Origin of the sequence: Rhizobium esperanzae (assembly GCF_014197615.1) — a bacterium.
In the GTDB taxonomy this organism is placed as follows: Bacteria; Pseudomonadota; Alphaproteobacteria; order Rhizobiales; family Rhizobiaceae; genus Rhizobium; species Rhizobium esperanzae_A.
The window spans coordinates 67755-86936 of sequence record NZ_JACIFY010000018.1 but is presented as its reverse complement, the minus strand read 5'-3'; the positions used below and the strand labels follow the sequence as shown (position 1 = coordinate 86936).

Below are 19182 nucleotides of genomic sequence, written 5' to 3'. Positions count from 1 at the left end.
CTACTTCCGTCGTGACGTATCGATGGCGATTTGCAGAGCTTCCAATAGCAACGGCATATCGACAGGTTTGGTGCAGCAGTGCACGGCCGTAAACCGCGCCGGTAAAGCAGAGACGTCATAGCCTGTTGTAAAGACGAAGGGAACATGGCGCTCGAGAAGTGAATCGGCAATGGGGTATACCGGATTGCCCCGCAGGTTCACGTCCAGGACCGCTATGTCAACATCATCAGGCGCTGCTACCAGCTCAATCGCCCGCTCGAGAGATGGCGCCGGACCGATCACCACGGCTCCCGCCTCAGCGAGTTCCTGGGAAAGCTCCTCCGCCAGGATAAACTCATCCTCCACCACGAGCACGCGGCATCCGCGCAATCCCCCTTCAGCCATACGCTTGATCCTCGACCAAGTTGCTGAGAGAGACAGGGATCGCGATCGTGCAATGGATCCCGTCCTCGCCGAGAACATAGGACGTCTTCGCGTCGAGCTGGTAGGGCAGCGCGCGCTCGATCAGCTCTCGACCTTGACCGCCGCCCTGCGGTCCGGAGTCTGAGGGAGGCATTTTCACCCCCGTCTCCCGCCAATCGACATGCAGCCACGGCCTGTCGCCTTCGCCTGCTTGCTCGATATGCCACTTTATTGTGAGATGCGCCCGAGGCTGGCCAAGCGCTCCATATTTGGCGGCGTTGGTGCCCAGTTCGTGCATCGCCAACGCCATTGTCTGCACGGTGGTCGATCGGAGCCTGATGCCCTCCGGACCTTGCAAGGTGATCCGGCCGGCCTCACCGTCGAGCCCGCCATGAGCCGCCAATTCGGAGCGAATGAGCTGATCGAAGGTAATGCGCGTTCCCTCCTGCAGTTGCGACAGGAGGCCCTGCACCCGCGCCAGCACATCGAGGCGATCGCAGAATCTGGCGTGGAAGTCCTCCAGATCGACACTGGTCCGCATCGTCTTGTCAGCCATCGACCGGACGACGGCCATGAGGTTGCGGGTGCGGTGCTGAAGCTCGGCGACGAGGACTTTCATGCGGTCGGCAGAGGCTTTTTCGTCGGTGATATCGCGGCCGATACCGCCGATCTGCTTGACATGCCCTTCTTCTCCGAAAAGCGGGAAATCGGCATTGCGCAACCAGCGAATTTCATGGTCCGACGCCCGCCTGATGCGGTATTCGAATTCCACGCGTTCCCCATCGCGCACACGGCCAATCTCGGAGAGCGCCTGTTCGCGGTCTTCAGGAATGATGAGTTCGGCCCAGCTGCGGAAATTATTTCCGGTCATCGCCTGCCCGCGATCGACGCCATAAATAGTCTCGAAAGCCGGCGTCAGATAGACCCATTGGAGCGTCTCCGCGTCGCGGATCCACAACACGTCGGAAGAGGCCTCGCCGAACAGCCGGAACTGCTCCTCCCCCTGGCGCACGGCTGCCTGCGCCTGCTTTCGCGCCGAGATGTCAATGCAGAACTCGGCGATCGTACCATCGCCGAGATCGCGCCCGGCAAACAGCATCCAGCGACGCGTACCGTCGGCGAGGAAATACTCCTTCTCATACGGCCCGATCTTGCCGGTCTCCTTCAGATATTCCATCTGGGCTTCGGTCTCAGCAAGATGCTCCTGCGGCGTCAACCGGCGCCAATTCAGCTCGGCGCGATCCATTTGCGAGCGGGTATAACCCGACATCTTCAGGAAGACCTCGTTGGCGTCGAATATGACGCCGTCCTGATTGAGGAAAACCACTCCGACCGCGTCCGTCTCCAGGACGCGCTGCAGGCGCTCCTCGCTCCGTCGAAGCGCCACCTCCGCCTCGTAAGTGGCGGTCAGGTCGGTGAAGGTGACGACGGCGCCGCTGATATAGTTGTCGACACTGCGATAAGGCAGAGCGCGCGCAGCGTAATGCCGGTCATTGGCGGGATCGCTGACTTTTCGATCGACGGGCACCAGCGTTCTGAGGACGAGACGAACATCGTCCAGTAATTCCGGATAGGCGACGCGCGAGACGACGTGGTCCAGCGGCCGCCCGACGTCGGTTTCGAGCAGATGGAATATTTCGGTCGCCGCCGGGGTGAAGCTCCGGACGCGCAGATCGTTATCGAGAAACACGGTCGCGATCTGCGTCGCTTCGAGGAGGTTCTTCAGGTCAGAATTCGTGCGGTCAAGTTCGGTGACGCGATGGGCAAGCTCACCGTTGACGGTCTGCAGTTCCTCGTTGACGGACTGCAGCTCTTCCTTCGAGGTTTCCATCTCCTCATTGGCCGACTGTAGCTCTTCATTGATCGACTGATATTCTTCGTTGGACGATTTGAGCTCCTCGTTTGTCGATTCGAGCTCCTCAATCGTTGCCTGAAGCCGGTCGCGTGTCACGCGCAGATCGGTTTCCAGACGCTGAACATGCTCTTCGCTCGTCAGCCGTCCTCCATCGGGAGCCGTCCCCTCGGCCACCTGCCCTGCGTCTTGAAAAAGCACGATCAGCGAGGTGACGTCACCGCTGCCGAGGGGTTCGACAATGACGTTGACGGCATAGGTGCGATCGTCCTGGCGCAGCAGCACCCTGGGCACTTCGACCTTGACGGCCTCCGACGTGGCGCGCTGCAGGGCGGACCGCATGTCGAGCCTGAGATCGCGATGGGCAAGGCTCAGGAGATTGAGCGTCGCAGTTCCGGACGCCGGTTCGAGATAGCGGCCCGTGCGCCCTGAGAAGTGCAGGACGTCATAATGTGAATCGACAACCACATAGGCAGGCGCAAATCGCTCGGCGACGACCTCTGCCTGCCGGCTGATCGTGGCCGACAGCCGTCCGGTCTGCAGCATCGGCGCGGGCGGCGAAAGCGGATGGTCGGGGCTGCGGGGGCGTGGACTGAGCGGGAAGTCCGGAATAATGCGGGTCGCCGTTTCCAGCCTTCGAAACAGGCGGTTTTTGCGATCGACCGGTGCAAAAAGCTTGGCGTGGCGGGTAACATTCTCCGACGAACCCAAAAACAGGATACCGCTCGGCCGCAGTGCAAAGTGGAATATCGGGACGACCCTGTTCTGCAGCTCGCTGTCGAGATAGATCAGCAAGTTCCGGCAGGATAGGATATCGATGCGGGAGAATGGCGCATCCTTGACGATGTTGTGCGGCGAGAAGATGCACATCTCCCGCAATTCCTTGACGACGCAATAGGTGTCGCCCTCACGCACGAACCATCGGGCAAGTCGGTCCGGCTGGAGCTGGGAGGTTATCGCTGCGGAATAGCGCCCGGCACGCGCGATCCCCAGCGCACGGGCATCGAGATCCGTCGCAAAGATCTGCACGTCGGGGGGATAATCCATGGTCGCCATGTGCTCGCGCAGCAGCATCGCGATCGAATAGGCTTCCTCCCCGGTCGCGCAGCCCAGCACCCAGACGCGCAACTGGTCGCCGGGCTCCTTGCCCTCGAACAGCCTTGGAATTTCACGCTCGAGCGCTTCGAATTCGGCCGGATCTCTGAAAAATTGGGTGACGCCGATTAAAAGATCCTGAAAGAGGTTCTGGACTTCGTCACGGTTGGCGCGCAGCCGCTCGATATAGCTATCGATATTGCCGATCTGCAGAACTTGCATGCGCCGCTGAACGCGCCGCGTGAACGTCCCCCGCTTATAGCCGTGGAAGTCGTGACTGGTGACATTGCGAAGAACCGTGGCGATCTGCGTGATCTGCGCCTCGATGGCGCTCGGCGGTTCGTCGTTCAGGCCCGCGTCTTCCTCTTCGACAACGTTGGCGGCGTAAAGTGCGATGTGCGTTGCGATGCCATGGGCCGGCACTCGCAGGTCCGCAATCGCAACCGCCCCTCCTCCCTCCTCAGGAGATTGACCTTCGCTCCCGTCTATTTCGACGATCGAGAGACCACCGAACTTCTTGGTCGCCGCCACACCGGCCGTGCCATCGTTTTCAAGCCCCACCAAAACCACGGCAATCGCGCGCTCATGGGCATGTTCTGCCAGCGAGATCAGCAACGTGTCGACCGTACCCCGATGTCCGACGGGTTCCGAGGCAGCCCGAATACTTATATGACCATCCTCGAGGGTCATCATATCGTCGGAGCCGCCGACGTAGATATGGTTCTGAAGGATAGGTTCTCCGTCCACCGCGACCGTCACTTCCAGCCGCTTCTGCTGCCCCAGCATTTCAACGACGGTTGCCGTATCAAGCCCCTCCTGCTGGCGCACCGCCACGAGATAGGATGCGCCGAGGCCGACGTCGATTTCGGAAAATATCCGCTCGAGTGAACGAAGCGATCGCGCACACACCGCTATGCCGACGATCACGATAGGCTGTTCGTGCTGATCCCGCTCAGACGAGTTTGCATGCTGCTCCATGTCTTCCTGTTCGTCGTACGCCATCGTCAATCCATGCCTCTATCGCGCCGACTCTAAACCCTTGGCACGGCAGAAAGATACAACTTTATCAGATGTCCTGGAAACGAGACTGGCGGCCGAGGCGCAGGGAGGTTAGAGCGGCGTCGCGCAGGGTCGCGGAATATTGCCGATACTCCACGGCCCTTGCCTCGTAGAGTTCGGCGACGGTGGTGCGGCCGGTGGCGCGGGCATCCCGTGCCATCCGTTCCACGAGCGTCAGCCGCTCTTCCATGATCCGCATGGCGATCCTGATCGCCTCATCGAGTTCATCGATATGCCCGGCAAGGACGTCGGCGGTATAGGCGTGGCCGATCTGACAGCGAAATCGCAGCGGCCGTGAACCGCGAACCTCGGAGAGCACACCGTGGCAATCGGGACAGGTGAGAGCGCTGGGGGACGCAATCTTGCGAAGTTCGGCACTGCCCGCTCCCGCACCGGTCGCAATTTCGACCTCCAGTTGCAGGTCGTCCGATGGCAGATTGCGAGCCGGCCCCGCCTCGCTTCCGGCGATCTTGGCAAGAAGCCCGCCGAGTTCGGCTGCCGAGGCAACGTGATCGACCTCCACGGCTTCCAGCGCCGCCAAGGGCATCTGATCCGCCTCCGCATCAAGTGGATGCTGCACCACCGCCGTTCCACCATGGGACTTGATGGCATGCAACCCGGCTGCTCCATCGTTGAGCATCCCAGTCAGTATAAGCCCCACTGCTCGCGGGCCGAACGACAGGGCGGCCGAACGAAACATCGGGTCGATCGACGGCCGGACCATATTTTCTCGAGGACCGGCTCCGAACTTGATCGTCTCGCCCATGAGGAGAAGGTGGCGATCGGGTGCAGCCACATAGATGTGGCCCCGCTCGACCGCTTGGCCGTCGACCGCCTGCCGCACGGGAAGCTTCGAGTTATCGGCAAGAATCTCCGGCAACAGGCTCGGGGAGTTTGCGGGAATATGGGTGCTGACGAAGATACTTGCCGGAAGGTCGGCGGGCAAATCGGCAACGAGGGTCTTGAGCACAGCCCTGCTCCCCGCCGATCCGCCGATGACAATAATATCCTTGGTGACCCTGGAAGATATATTCATGATCATCTCAACGGTCGATGCCCCGCAAGGTTCCCTACGGTGCAAAGAGCGCGGGCGCGAAGCGGTCAATGAGGCCGCTTCAGACCATCGGCTGGACGAAAGAGTGCGATGGCGACCTTTTGGAGTTCGCTTGGGGGAACCCAAAGCTATTGTGCGACGAGGCCTACCATTTCCCCTGAATTTGCGGGCTGTTGAACTGGGGACGTGATTGGTTGAAACCCCGTTTAACCGTTTCGGTCCCCCTTAACGAAAATCCCATCAAGCGCTCGTATTCCGCTTTCGGGATGCCATAAGAGCCATTGGCCTTGAGAATGAGGCCTTCCCGATCGACGCCGAGCATGGAAGACATGTGGTCGTGGGTGAGATGCAGCCCCTGGTTTTCCGATCGGTCATCGACATGAGAAGCAGGCGGGTCAGCCTTTGCTCGATGGAATATCGGCTGTTGGCAAGAGCGGTATAACCGATCTGAATTCCGAGCGCCCTTGAAAAGGAGGATGAAAGAGAGCGTAACTGCGGCGCCCTCTGCGTCAGACGAAGGAAACTGTCGATGTCGATGCGCTGGGCGGTTCCTTCGGTCCGCACCACCAGACCGTAGGGCGTGCGCCAATCACCCTCCAACAGCTCGGTGCCGATCAGGCCTTCAGGCCCGATCAGCCCAACCTCGACCTGTGAGCCATCCAGAGACGCGGTGACCAGCGAGCCGGGTTCGGGCACTAAGTAGAACGCGTCTCGGCAGCGAGCCGGCGATCGGGCTGCAATGATCCTGAGGCCGGTCCATGGCCTGACGTCGAAAAGACGGTGGGGAGATGATCCTGCAGCTGGAATTTCTACGCCGCCAGGTCATCCGTCATAGCAATACCATTGCCGCGGCCATTGCGCAGACCGAAACGAGGCCAAGCGCAGTCAGGCCGAGCTTGACGAAGTCGGAGCCTTTCCGGATGTTTTCGTTCGGGAATCGATGTTTGGTGTCGATGATGACCGCGACAAAACCCGCTCCCAACCAGCACATGAGTGTCAGCGTCCCGAAAAGCATCGCCCACTCAGTTCCGTTCATCGTTATTCTCCAGTTTTCAGACAGCGAACCTCACGGCTCTTCCAAAGTTCCAGCTCTCTTTGGGAAACGCCGGGCCGCTGTTGCGCGCGGCTCGCTCCGATCACTTGGCCCTTGATGGATGCGGGTACGCCGCATGTGAAACCCATTGCATCTGACCTCGCGCCGATCGTCCGGCAGCGGAACTCTTCAGTCGCAGCGTGGTTGGAGGGCGTTTGATATATGCTGAGAGGATTGCGTGATGACCGATGCGGAAGACGGGCGGAAGGACGATATCAATCGCCTTCTCTTCGAGCCGAATGCCGCGATCAACGGAGCGATCGACGACAACACACTCACAAGTTTTCTGGATCAGATTGCCGACATGCGCTCGGGTAATCAGGACCTCGTGCTGGAACTGAACACTGTCGGGGGCGACGCCGACGTTGCGCGCAGGATCGCGCTTGAGATCAGGCTGTTCTCCAGGCATGCGGGACGGTCCGCCTACTGCGTGGGGAAATCCTACGTCTATTCCGCCGGCGTCACGATCCTGGCGGCGTTCGATAGACAGAACCGGTACCTGACAGCCGACGCGTTTCTCCTGATCCACGAAAGGAGAATCAGCGGTGGCATTGAACTCTCGGGCCCGATGACTGCATGCATCCAGATGGTACAAGAAGAGCTTGCCATGCTGGAGACGGCTCAGCGGCTGGAAAAAGAAGGTTTCGACGAGTTGGTGAAAGGAAGCAAAATGTCGTCGGAAGAGCTCTTCCGCTGCGCCCGCAAGAATTGCTACATGAGTGCCCAAGACGCTTTGAGCTACGGCCTCGTCGGCAGAATACTCTCGTGACGATGCAGCAGGATGTTGCCTGGGCACCGAAACTTCGTTTTGGCCTGGAGCCCGGGTTTCAGCTTAACAGATCCCGGATGACCTCCAGAGGATGGGGGATCGTCCTTCGGTCTATTTCCTTGATCTGCGACCGGCAGGAATAGCCGGTCGCCATGACGACGGTCCCGTCCCCGCCGGCGGCGACCTGTTCTGCCCAGCTCATCGCATAGAGCTTTTCGGAGATTTCCCGGTTGCGGGCTTCGTGGCCAAACGTTCCCGCCATGCCGCAACAGCCCGCATCGGCCACCTGCAGTTCGATACCGAGGCTGCGGAAGACCGCTTTCCACTGCGCAACCGCCGAGGGCAGGTTGGTGCGTTCGGTACAGTGCGGCAGAAGCCGGACTGTCGCCCCTGTCTGCCGCCGGATCGCCTCCGCCAGGTTCCTGCCGTTTGCGGCGAGCCATTCCTGCGGCAGCAGCACAGAAGCGTGGGATGGCCCTTTCGGCAGGGTCTTGTACTCGCTGCGATAGGCAAGGGTCATGGACGGGTCCAGCCCGACAAGCGGTACGCCGGTTTTCGCCAGACGATCCAGCGAGCGCGAAGTCGCGGCGGCCGCCTTTTCGAAGCGATCGAGATAACCGTGAACATGCAGCGCTTTTCCGTTGGTGAGCGGCGGCGCGATGAACGGCGCAAGGCCGAGCTTGCGGGCGACCTCGACGGCGGCGGCGACCACTTTGGGATCGAAATGCGCGGTGAAGGCATCGGGAATGAAGACGACGGCGCGGGCGCGCTCCTCGGCAGACATCGCCATGATCTGCTCCGCGTCGGCGACGGGGACCCAGAGGCCGGCCAGCGATGCCGGCGGCATCTTCGGCAGCGCGGTGAGGCCGACAAGCTTCATCGCCGAGCGGCCGGCCGCCGTTCCGGCAAGGAGATTGTAGAGGGGACGAATGCGCGCCATCAGCGGCAGCGTCGCCTCGATGCCGGCGACCAGCGGATCTTTCAGCGGCCTGAGGTAGCGGCCGTAATAAAGGTTCAGGAACTTCGACCGGAATGCAGGGACGCTGACCTTGACGGGACATTGGCCGGCGCAGGCCTTGCAGGCAAGGCATGTATCCATGGCCGCCCGCACTTCATGGGAGAAGTCGGAGCGGTTGGCCGGGTTCAGCGAGTTAAATGCCCGCCTGACGAGCCCGATCGCCTTGCTCGAATTGCCGAGCCGAACCGCTTCCTCGCGGGCATCGACACCCTGCTCGACGAGGAGCCGCAGCCATTCGCGCATCAGGGCCGCGCGCCCCTTCGGCGAGTAGACCCGGTTGCGGGTCGCCTTGTAGGACGGGCACATCGGGCTGGTCTCGTCGAAATCGAAACAGGCGCCGTTGCCGTTGCAATAGGCCGCATTGTCGAAGGCCGCGCGGATCTCGTTGCCGATGATGCGGTCGACGCTTCCCCGCAAGGGAACCTCGTCGATCTTCATTAGCGCGCCGTCGTCCGGTGTGGCGATCTTGCCCGGATTGAGGCGGTTCTCCGGATCGAACGCCTTCTTGATCTGCTGGAGGCTCGGATAGAGATCGCCGAAAAATTCCGGCACATATTCCGACCGCACGCCCTTGCCGTGCTCGCCCCAGAGAACCCCGCCATGCTTGCGGGTAAGTGCCACCACCGCATCGGTGATGTCCCGGATGAGCGGCACATGGTCGTCCCGCGTCAGGTCGAGGGCCGGCCTCACATGCAGCACGCCCGCATCGACATGGCCGAACATGCCGTAGGAGACGCCCGCGGCATCGAGGAGAGCGCGGAACTCGCTTATATAGGCGGCAAGATTATCGGGAGGAACGGCGGTGTCCTCGACGAAGGCCACAGGGCGCACCGGGCCTTCGACATTTCCGAGAAGGCCGACAGCGCGCTTGCGCATCGTCCATATCGCTTCGACCTCCGCACTTTCCTGGGCGATCGTAAGGCCGGTATTGCGAACGACATCGGCACCGGCGAGTGCCGATGTCACCGCCGCAAGCCTCTGCTCGAGTTCGACCGGGTCGTCGGCCAGCACCTCGGCGATATTGATGCCGTTGGCGGGGCCACGCTCGTCGTCCGGGAAAAACCGGGCGATGCCGCTCCATACGATGTCGCCCTTGGCAAGGCCGAGCACCCTCTCGTCGATCGTCTCCACCGACGCGACGTTCAGCGCGGTCAGCGACCTCGCATCTTCGAGGGCCGTGTTGAAATCGTCGTAGCGGATATTGACCAGCGCCGAATATTTCGGGATCGGCAGAAGGTTGAGCTCGATTTCTGCGATCATCGCCAGCGTGCCTTCCGAGCCGCACATGATCGCATTGAGATCGAAGCGTCCGTCGTCGCGGCGGATATGCGCGAGATCGTAACCCGTCATGTAGCGGTTCAGGCGCGGAAAGATTTCCTCGATGCGCGCGCGCTCGTCACGGGCGATCCTGTCGACCGTCCGATGGATCTCTCCGACGCGGTCGCCGCGTGACTTGATTTCGGCGAGAGAGACGTCGTCGAGAGGACGCGACCACCAATCCGTTGCGTCCGTCAGGACGATCCTGAGGCCGAGCACATGGTTGCTCGTTTTGCCGTAGAGGCAGGAGCCCTGGCCGCAGGCATCGGTCGAGACCATGCCGCCGATTGTCGCCCGATTGGAAGTCGAAAGCTCCGGCGCGAAGAACAGGCCATGGTCCTTGAGGGCGCGATTGAGCTGGTCCTTGACGACGCCGGCTTCGACGCGCGCGACGCGCCGCACCGGATCGATCTCCAGGATCCGGTTCATATGTCGCGAGCAGTCGACGACAAGGCCGTCCGTCAGCGACTGACCGTTGGTGCCGGTGCCGCCGCCGCGCGCGACGACGCGCAGGCCGCGGAACGTGTCTTCGGAGAGGACCCGCATCACGGTCTTCATGTCCTCGATATCTCTGGGAAAGAGAATCCCCGCCGGTTCGATCTGGTAAATCGAATTGTCCGTCGAAAGAACGGTGCGCGAGGCGGCGCTGGTTTCGATGTCGCCGGCAAAGCCCGCCTCCAGCAGCCGCTCGAAGATGCCGGCTCCGGGAAGGGGTGGAGGTTCTTTTGTCTTCAGACGAGGGATCATTTTTTATCGCCGCAGAAATCGCTTGAACTTTGAAGTAATCGAAATGGAGATGGAACGTGAAGGGTCAGACAACGGTCATCCTCTGCGGAAACGCTTCGTTCGCTCGGCGCTGATGTGGCGACATCGATCGCCGCCATGCCCGGGCGGAGACGGCGCACAAGGGTTTCAATGAGATCGCCGGGAAGCTCGGCCGGGTCCACGCGCTCGTCAACAGCGCGGCCATCTATGGCGGCGGCGGTTCTCCATATGCGCCAGCACGTCAATGCTCCTGAAGTCACCGGACGAATCGTCAATGTGACGTCTGTCGACGCCTTCAAGGCCGATCCCCAGAACGCCCATTATGCCGCGACCAAGGCCGCGGTCGTCAGCCTCACCAAATCTTTCGCGGCAGAATGCGCGAAAGACCAGATCCTCGTCAACTCCGTCGCGCCCGCGGGCTTTGCCACCGACCGGGCCAAGGAACTCGGCTTCCTGCCCGAGCTTGCCAAGGCGAGCGCTCTGGGACGAGCGGCCGAACCGGTCGAAATGGCGGAATGGATCGTCATGATGGCCTCCAGCCGCAACACCTACGCGACCGGCGAAAACGTCGTCATCAGCGGGGGCTATATCTATGTTTGACACCTATCGCGTCGCGGTGGTGACCGGCGCCACCGGCGGCATCGGCAAGGCGACGGTGCTGGAGCTCAGGCGGCGGGGACTGACGGTCTATGCCGTCGGCCGCAGCGAGGCGCCGCTTCAGGAACTCGCCGCCACCGATGGTGTGATCCCGATCCAGGCCGATGTGCGCGATACCGAGACGATCGCCAGGGCGCTCGCCGGCATCGAGGTCGATGTCCTCGTCAACAATGCCGGCATCCTGTCGACGCGCGCGCTGTTCCACGAGATCGATCCGGCCGAGATCGACGCGATGATCGACGTCAATCTGAAGGCGCCGATGCATCTGACCCGCGCATTGCTGCCGGGCATGGTCGAGCGCAAGCGCGGCCATCTCCTCTATGTCGGTTCGAGCGGCGGCCAGGCGCCCTACCCGAACATGGGCGCCTACGGCCCTTCGAAGGCCGGCCTCAGCCTGTTCTGCGACAATCTTCGCTGCGACCTGCTTGGAAGTTCGGTCAGGGTCACCGAAGTCGTTCCGGGCCGGGTGCAGACCGATCTTTACAGAACGGCAATGGCCGGAAACCAGGCGCGCGCGCTGCTCTATGACGGCTACCGCCCGATCCAGCCGGAGAACATCGCCTCGATCGTCGTCAACGCCATCGAGCTTCCCGTCTTCGTCGACGTCGCCCGCATCGAAGTGTTCCCGACCGATCAGGCGACCGGCGGCGGAACCATGGTGAAACATCAAGACGAGGCGAATGGATCGGCTGGATAAAAATATCATCCGTGCATGGAAGGCCTGTCTTTGAACGAAGCACCGCCGGTGAAGCGCGCGGCGCATCATCCCTCTTGCCAGACATATCCCGGTTCTGCCGCCAGGAACCGCTCGCAGGGAAGATTCCGCTCTGTCAACGCCGCGACGAGCGCGGTGCGGGGTTCATCCCGGCCCTCGTCGCTGAGGCGGAAGACACCCCAGTGGATGCCGATTGCCCGTGCGGCCTCCAGATCCTGCATGATGCTCACCGCTTCGCCGGGATCGGCATGAACGGGCTCCATGAACCAGCGCGGCGCGTAGGCGCCGATCGGCAGCAAAGCCACATCCGGGCGTCCCAGCTTTTGCCGGATCTCACGAAAGATGCGGCCATCGCCATAGGCTGTGTCGCCGGCGAAATAGATCAGATGGCCGGCGCTGCGGATGGCGAAGCCACCCCACAGCGCCTTGCGCCGGTCACCCAGCCCGCGCGCCGACCAGTGCAGCGCCGGTAGGATCGTCACATCGACCGCGTCATTGACGCGATGGCCGTCCCACCAGTCTCCGGCATGGACCTTGGCACGCGGGATCGCCGCCTTGACGGTCCTGTCATTGCCCAAAGGTGTGATAATCAGCGGTTGGTCCCGCTCGACCAATCTGCGCAGAGTGGCGATATCCAGATGATCGTAGTGATTGTGACTGAGCAGAACCACATCGATGGCGGGAAGGTCATCGAATGCGATCCCCGGAGGCGACACCCGCTTCGGGCCGGCAAAGCCAACCGGACTTGCCCTTTCGGACCAGAGCGGGTCGGTGACGATGTTCACGTCGCGCACCTGAATGAGGACAGTGGCGTGACCGACGATGGTGACCCGCGCATCGCCGGCACGACGGTCGGGCACAGCCGGTTCGATGTCCACCCTTGCCGGCCACGGCGACGGTCTGGATGTCCGTCGCCAGCGCAGGATGTCCAGCAGGCTTTTGTCGGTGACGTTACTCCCCGGATTGAAAAAGCGGCGGCCATCAAAATGGTCAGTGACTGGACCGGGATGAAAGCGGTTGCGGGCCATGAGACGCTGATCCTTGCGAAGATGGTCGGTAGGCAGGACGATGCGATGACCGCGTACGCGCAGCGCTGCAGTTTTGCACAGATTCATGCCCGGACGTCGAGCAGGCCCATCATGCCGAGATCTTCATGTTCGAGGATATGGCAATGATACATGCGCTGCCCCGGCATATCCTGACGGATGAGGAAGCGCACCGTCTGACCGGAGACGACGTTGACGGTGTCCTTCCACGACCGGTAGGGCGCCTTTATAATCTTGCCGTCCTTCTCGTATTCGACAATCTGGAACTGCGTCCCGTGCACATGGAACGGATGGTCCATGTCCGCCTTGTTGATGATTTCCCAAAGCTCGACGTCGCCGGTCTTCATCACCTCGTCGATGCGATTCATGTCAAAGCTGGCGCCGTTGATCTGGAAGGCCATACTCATGCCGCTCATCGATTCGGTCAGCACGAAGCGGCGGGTTTTGACCGGCGTCGGCAGCGGCGCGATCTCGCGCAACTTCGCCGGCAATGCCGGTATCGCAGACCCCGGACTGTCGGAGACATCGACCGTGAGTAAGCTCATGCCGGCCTCGTCGGGCTTTCCCGGCCCCATCCAGCCGCGGTCATAGTCAAGCGTGGTGAGTTTGGCGGGTCCCGGCTGATCGAAGGCGACGACGAGTTCGACACGCTCGGCGGGCACAAGCAGGAGCTCGTCGATTGCAACCGGGGCCTCGAGCAGGCCGCCATCGGTGCCGATCAGCACCATTGAGGCATTCTCGAAAGTCAGGCGCAGGAAACGCGCATTGGTCGCGTTGAACAGCCGCAGGCGACGCTTCTCGCCCTTGGCCACGGCCAGCACCGGGTTCTTCTGGCCGTTGACCAGCACATGGTCGCCGACGCGGCCGTTCATATGGTCCATCATGCCGTTTTCCGGGATCGAGCCATCGGCAGCAAGGCGGAGATCGGTCAGCATCAGGATCGTATCCCCGTATTCGGCGGGGATTGGGTCATTCTTGGGCTTGACCAGGAAGATACCGGCAAGGCCGCGGTAGACCTGCTCGGCGGTATGGCCATGCGGATGCGGATGGAACCAATAAGGCGCGGCACTGCCCTGCGGCAGATCGAAAGCATATCGCTGTGACGCTCCTGCGGCCACGGGAACCATCGGGTTGCCGTCCTGATCGGCCGGCACCGGCATGCCATGCCAGTGAACGGTCGTCGGCTGGTCGGGAATGCCGTTCCGGAAGTCGATCTCGATCCGGTCGCCTTCACGGGCCTCGATCACCGGATTGCCGCCATTATAGAGAAGCACCGGCGTGTCGAGCCCCTCGGCAAAGCGGAGGGTTGCCGGTTCGGCGGCAAGGCTGGTGCGGAACAGGCCGGCCTCATCAGACTGGTTGGCCAGCCGCGGCAATTCGCGCAACGGCTGCCCTTCAGGGAGCACGGGTATGCCTTCCGCCCCCGGACTGCCGGCGTCGCCCATGTCCATGCCGCCCATATTCATGGCGGCCATGTTCATGTTTCCGGCGCTGTTGCTCTTCTCGATCGCGACCAGAGCCGTCACGGAACTTGTGACTGCAAGGCCCGCAATGCCCGTTAGAAAGGTGCGTCTATGCATCGAGTGATTTCCTCTTTGATCGCGCAGGAACGATCGGCCGGCGCGGCCGTTCGCAGTTGCCTTGCTTTCTGTGTGGTGATTGCCGAAGCGTAATCCGACGGTGCGGTCAGCCTGCTGAGGGATAGCCGGCCTGTGCGAGCGCTTGACGGACATCCGCCGGATTGGCGCTGGTGTCGACCTTGATCATGCGTGTTACAGGATCGGCATCGACCTTGGCGTCGGCATCGACCGATTGGATCACCTTCGAGACGGACCGCGCGCAGCCGCCGCAGGTCATGTTTTCGATTTTGAATTCCATGAGAAATCTCCTTTGTTTGGTCTCATGGCGCTCAAGGTGGGGCTTCCAACCATGGGAAGGTCAAGGGGCTTCAAACGGAAAATTTTGCTATTGACCTTCCCATGGTTGGAAGCTCCATCTTTCGCTCGAACGTAAATTTCGAAATAGAAAGGAGGCGGCCGTGAATGCTCCGCTTCGAAAAACAGATCCATCCCCGGTCATATCGCTTTCCATCGAGGGCATGACCTGCGCTTCCTGCGTGGGCACAGTCGAGCGCGCCCTGAGGGCCGTGCCCGGCGTCGACGCCGTGTCGGTCAACATCGCCACCGAGAAGGCGAGCATCAGCACCCATGCGCCCATCGACCGCGACGTGTTGGTGAAGGCAGTCGAGGATGTCGGCTATTCGGTCGGCGCCGCTCCCTCTGTCGCCGTTGAGCTTGCCGTCGAAGGCATGACCTGCGCTTCCTGTGTCGGCAATGTCGAACGCGCGCTGAAGGCCGTTCCCGGTGTCAATGAAGCCACCGTCAATCTTGCCACCGAACGGGCGACGATCAAGGGATCGGCCGATGCCGCCACCCTGATTGCCGCCATCCTGGGCGTCGGCTACGAGGCCAAGCTGATCGACGCGGACCGGACGGACGAAGATGCCGCCCGTGCCGAGAAAAAGGATGCGGAGCGGCGCGAGCTTACCCGCGATTTCATCATCGCCGCCGTGCTCACGCTGCCGGTCTTCATCACCGAGATGGGCTCGCACCTGAGCCCTGCCATCCATGGGCTGATCCAGGCCACGATCGGTATGCAATGGAGTTGGTATCTCCAGTTCGCGCTGACCTCGATCGTTCTCTTCGGTCCCGGCATGCGCTTTTTCGAGAAGGGGCTGCCGGCGATGTGGCGGCGGGCTCCCGACATGAACAGCCTCGTCGCCATTGGTTCTCTCGCCGCCTATCTCTATTCGCTCGTCGCCACCTTCGCACCCTCGTTGCTGCCGCCCGGCACGATCAACGTCTATTATGAGGCGGCAGCGGTCATCATCACGCTCATCCTGCTCGGCCGGCTGCTTGAGGCCCGCGCCAAGGGGCGCACCTCCGAGGCGATCAAGCGCCTGGCCGGGCTTCAGGTGCGCAGCGCTCGGGTATTGCGCGACGGCAAGATCGTCGAACAGCCCATCGGCTCGGTCCTTGCCGGCGATATCGTCGAGGTTCGTCCCGGGGAACGCGTTCCCGTCGATGGCGAGGTGATCGAAGGCACGAGCTATGTTGATGAATCGATGATCACCGGCGAGCCGATCCCGGTCGCTAAGACCGCGGGCAGCGCCGTGGTCGGCGGCACAGTCAACCAGAAGGGCGCCTTCTCGTTCCGGGCCACCGCGGTGGGCGGCGACACGGTTCTGTCGCAGATCATCCGCATGGTCGAAGAGGCGCAGGCCTCGAAAATGCCGATCCAGGCCATCGTCGACAAGGTGACCATGTGGTTCGTGCCCGCTGTCATCCTCGTCGCCGCGCTGACCTTCGCGATCTGGTATGTCTTCGGCCCCTCGCCGCAACTGACCTATGCCCTGATCAACGCCGTGGCGGTTCTGGTCATCGCCTGCCCCTGCGCCATGGGGTTGGCGACGCCGACCTCTATCATGGTCGGCACCGGCCGCGGTGCGGAACTGGGCGTGCTGTTCCGCAAGGGCGAAGCGCTGCAATTGCTCAGGGACGCCAACATCGTCGCGCTCGACAAGACCGGCACGCTGACCGAAGGCAAGCCCAAGCTGACCGACCTGGAAATGGCGGAGGGCTTCAACCGCGCACAGGTCCTGGGCCTGATTGCCGCCGTCGAGGCCAGGTCCGAACATCCGATCGCACGGGCGATCGTCGATGCCGCCGCGGCCGAGGGGATCGCGCCTCCTGTCGTGTCGGATTTTCAATCGGTGACCGGCTTCGGGGTCAAGGCCCGTGTCGAGGACAGGCGCATCGACGTCGGTGCCGACCGCTACATGGCCGAGCTTGGCCTTGATGTGGCCGGTTTCGCGGCTGTCGCCGAACGCCTCGGTGACGAGGGCAAGTCGCCTCTTTATGCGGCAATCGACGGCAAATTGGCAGCAATCATTGCCGTGGCCGATCCGATCAAGGACACCACGCCCGCGGCGATCAAGGCCTTGCACGGGCTTGGGCTCAAGGTCGCGATGATCACCGGCGACAATGCCCGCACCGCCCGCGCCGTCGCAGCCGGGCTCGGCATCGACGAGGTCGTCGCCGAAGTATTGCCGGACGGCAAAGTCGACGCCGTCCGACGCCTCAAGAGGCAATATGGCAGACTTGCCTTTGTCGGTGACGGCATCAATGATGCTCCAGCGCTCGCGGAGGCGGATGTCGGGCTTGCCATCGGCACCGGCACGGATGTCGCCATCGAAGCGGCCGACGTGGTGCTGATGTCTGGCAGTCTGCAGGGCGTGCCGAACGCGATCGCGTTGTCGAAGGCGACGATCGGCAACATCCGGCAGAACCTGTTCTGGGCCTTTGCCTACAATACCGCCCTGATCCCGGTCGCCGCGGGCGCCCTGTATCCGGCTTTCGGCATCCTGCTGTCGCCGGTCTTGGCCGCAGGCGCCATGGCGCTGTCGAGCGTCTTCGTGCTCGGCAATGCGCTGAGGCTTCGCAGGTTCAGGGCCACCCACTGATACGATCAGGCAGAGCCGGTCCTTCCGGGATCGGCCAGCCCATATAAGGAAAGACCTATGAATATCGGACAAGCAGCCAAGGCATCGGGCGTTTCGGCCAAGATGATCCGCTACTATGAACAGACCGGCCTGATTTCGGCTGCCGACCGCAAGGCGTCGGGATATCGCGACTATTCGGACGAGGATGTTCATATGCTGCGCTTCATCCGCAGCGCGCGCGATGTCGGCTTCCAGGTGGCCGAAATCCAAAAGCTTCTGGACCTCTGGACGAACCGGGAGCGTCAAAGCACCGATGTCAAGAAGATCGCGCTTGACCATATCGCCCTGCTTCGGCTCAAGATCCAGGAATTGCAACAGATGGCTCAGACCCTCGAGACCCTGGTGTCCAAATGTGCGGGGGATCAGCGGCCGAGCTGCCCCATTCTCGAGGGTCTGGAGAACCATGGCGCGGACGAGCCTATCGCCAGCCGAAAACGGAATTCGAGAATTCTGCCGCCTCACAAGGCGAAGCACACAACTTGATGCGTGATGGAACTTGACCTGCCAAGCGACCAAAGGGGAATGTTGCTCGCTCTCGAGCTGACCAGCCACCCTGAGAGCGGTTCAGGTTTTCACGGAAGGACTGAACGCTCTAACTTTTTGTTTTTACGCAATTCCGGACGAAAAACCGCTTCGCACTTTTCCTGGAATTGCTAGACCTACGCGAGAAAAATGTTGAACAGGAAGTCCCCGGTCTATCTGAATGCGTTGCGGGCGTTCGAAGCGAGTGCACGCAACGGGAGCTTTTCGGGCGCAGCCGAGGAACTCAATGTCACCGCCGCCGCGGTAGGGCAAATGGTGCGTGGACTTGAAGAATGGCTGGGCATGCCGCTGTTCCATCGCAGTGCAACCGGAAAAGTACGGCTCACCCTGACCGAGAATGCAGAGCGGGCGCTGCCGGATATCCGTGCGGGGCTGGATCGGCTTGGCGTGGGACTGGATCGGCTTCGCGAGTCCGCGACCGGCGGCATCCTTAACGTGACGGTTAGCCCTGCTTTTGCCGCCAGATGGCTGCTGCCGCGCATCGACCGTTTCCAGAGCCGATGCCCGGAGACCGACATTCGGCTTGAGACGAGTTTGAAGCTCGTCGACTACAAAGCTCACGGCATCGATATCGGCGTGCGCTATGGCGACGGAACCTGGCCGGGCCTCGTATCGGAAAAGCTGATGGAAGAGGAAATCTTCCCTGTCTGCTCCCCGTCTTTCCCTGATCTGAGCAATTTTGCCGAACCTGCCGATCTCACGCAGACTACGCTCATCCACGACCTTTCCGTCGATCCCGCGATTGGTTTCGTCACCTGGGACACGTGGCTGCGCGCAGCCGGTGTGGGTGAGGCGCAAGCCCAGAGAGGAATGAGGATCGACAATTCGGGGGCGGTGCTCCAGGCTGCGATCGAGGGGCGCGGCGTGGCTCTGGCCCGGAGCATCCTGGCGCGCGACGACCTGACAGCGGGGCGGCTGCAGCGGCTTTTCCCCGAAGTGCACGTGCCTTCGAAGCTGGCATATTATGTGGTTTATCGGCAGGAATATTCGTCGCTTCCGAAACTCAGGATGTTTCGGGATTGGCTCGTCGAGGAAGCGGCAGTCCTGACCCGATAGCAAGCTGCGCGGGCCACATCGACGAGCGGCAAAGTTTTTCTTTCCCGCAGCCAAGAAACTCTCATTTGTCAAATCGCACCGCAGAGAGCACTCAAGAACGGGTGAGGCGCTGACATATCGGCGCACCACATGCGAAAACGACACCTGAGAGGATGACCATGACCCACCTCAAGAACGCAA

General features: G+C 61.8%; 13 protein-coding genes and 1 pseudogene. 6 read left to right on the top strand and 8 right to left on the bottom strand.

Features of this window, described 5'->3' with window-relative positions:
* From GGD57_RS22285 to GGD57_RS22270, 4 genes are all read right to left on the bottom strand, one after another.
* The gene (locus tag GGD57_RS22285) at positions 1-384 is read right to left on the bottom strand and encodes a response regulator (RefSeq protein WP_184472438.1); all 384 of its coding nucleotides are present in this window, start codon (positions 382-384) and stop codon (positions 1-3) included.
* A complete protein-coding gene (locus tag GGD57_RS22280) occupies positions 377-4351 on the bottom strand; it encodes a CheR family methyltransferase (protein WP_184472437.1) in 3975 nt (1324 codons plus the stop codon). Before GGD57_RS22280 ends, GGD57_RS22285 begins: the two co-directional genes overlap by 8 nt.
* Positions 4352-4415: 64 nt before the next feature.
* Positions 4416-5438, bottom strand: coding sequence for a chemotaxis protein CheB (locus GGD57_RS22275; protein ID WP_184472504.1), 1023 nt, complete (start codon positions 5436-5438; stop codon positions 4416-4418).
* An 853-nt stretch (positions 5439-6291) separates the two neighbouring features.
* Positions 6292-6498 carry a hypothetical protein gene (locus tag GGD57_RS22270; RefSeq protein WP_184472436.1) on the bottom strand — a complete coding sequence of 69 codons (207 nt, stop codon included), beginning with the start codon at positions 6496-6498 and terminating at the stop codon, positions 6292-6294.
* Positions 6499-6736: 238 nt separating this feature from the next.
* On the opposite strand from GGD57_RS22270, the gene GGD57_RS22265 reads away from it, so the two are divergent.
* Complete coding sequence (locus GGD57_RS22265; RefSeq protein ID WP_184472435.1) at positions 6737-7324, top strand: ATP-dependent Clp protease proteolytic subunit; 588 nt, start codon at positions 6737-6739, stop codon at positions 7322-7324.
* 58 nt (positions 7325-7382) lie between these two features.
* Here the strand turns inward: GGD57_RS22265 and ydiJ are convergent, their stop codons facing one another.
* The gene (ydiJ, locus tag GGD57_RS22260; RefSeq protein ID WP_184472434.1) at positions 7383-10406 is read right to left on the bottom strand and encodes a D-2-hydroxyglutarate dehydrogenase YdiJ; all 3024 of its coding nucleotides are present in this window, start codon (positions 10404-10406) and stop codon (positions 7383-7385) included.
* A 75-nt stretch (positions 10407-10481) separates the two neighbouring features.
* Here ydiJ and GGD57_RS22255 point away from each other — a divergent pair.
* Together GGD57_RS22255 and GGD57_RS22250 are read left to right on the top strand one after the other, a co-directional pair.
* Positions 10482-11024 (top strand): annotated as a pseudogene (locus GGD57_RS22255) (SDR family NAD(P)-dependent oxidoreductase); the annotation flags it as partial.
* Positions 11017-11778 carry an SDR family oxidoreductase gene (locus tag GGD57_RS22250; RefSeq protein WP_184472433.1) on the top strand — a complete coding sequence of 254 codons (762 nt, stop codon included), beginning with the start codon at positions 11017-11019 and terminating at the stop codon, positions 11776-11778. The pseudogene GGD57_RS22255 and the gene GGD57_RS22250, both read left to right, overlap by 8 nt.
* A 65-nt stretch (positions 11779-11843) precedes the next feature.
* Here GGD57_RS22250 and GGD57_RS22245 read toward each other — a convergent pair whose 3' ends face one another.
* The 3 genes from GGD57_RS22245 to GGD57_RS22235 all read right to left on the bottom strand — a co-directional run bounded on the left by GGD57_RS22245 (position 11844) and on the right by GGD57_RS22235 (position 14720).
* Positions 11844-12824, bottom strand: coding sequence for an MBL fold metallo-hydrolase (locus GGD57_RS22245; protein ID WP_184472432.1), 981 nt, complete (start codon positions 12822-12824; stop codon positions 11844-11846).
* Between the two features lie 83 nt (positions 12825-12907).
* Positions 12908-14422 (bottom strand): multicopper oxidase family protein, encoded by a 1515-nt coding sequence (locus GGD57_RS22240; protein ID WP_184472431.1) that lies wholly within the window; start codon positions 14420-14422, stop codon positions 12908-12910.
* Positions 14423-14528: 106 nt separating this feature from the next.
* Positions 14529-14720 carry a heavy-metal-associated domain-containing protein gene (locus GGD57_RS22235; protein ID WP_184472430.1) on the bottom strand — a complete coding sequence of 64 codons (192 nt, stop codon included), beginning with the start codon at positions 14718-14720 and terminating at the stop codon, positions 14529-14531.
* 160 nt (positions 14721-14880) lie between these two features.
* Between GGD57_RS22235 and GGD57_RS22230 the strand changes: the two genes are divergently transcribed.
* From GGD57_RS22230 to gcvA, 3 genes are all read left to right on the top strand, one after another.
* Positions 14881-17364 (top strand): heavy metal translocating P-type ATPase, encoded by a 2484-nt coding sequence (locus GGD57_RS22230; RefSeq protein WP_184472429.1) that lies wholly within the window; start codon positions 14881-14883, stop codon positions 17362-17364.
* Positions 17365-17421: 57 nt separating this feature from the next.
* Complete coding sequence (gene cueR, locus GGD57_RS22225; RefSeq protein WP_184472428.1) at positions 17422-17886, top strand: Cu(I)-responsive transcriptional regulator; 465 nt, start codon at positions 17422-17424, stop codon at positions 17884-17886.
* Positions 17887-18075: 189 nt separating this feature from the next.
* Positions 18076-19002 carry a transcriptional regulator GcvA gene (gcvA, locus tag GGD57_RS22220; protein ID WP_184472427.1) on the top strand — a complete coding sequence of 309 codons (927 nt, stop codon included), beginning with the start codon at positions 18076-18078 and terminating at the stop codon, positions 19000-19002.
* The last annotated feature ends 180 nt before the right edge of the window (positions 19003-19182 follow it).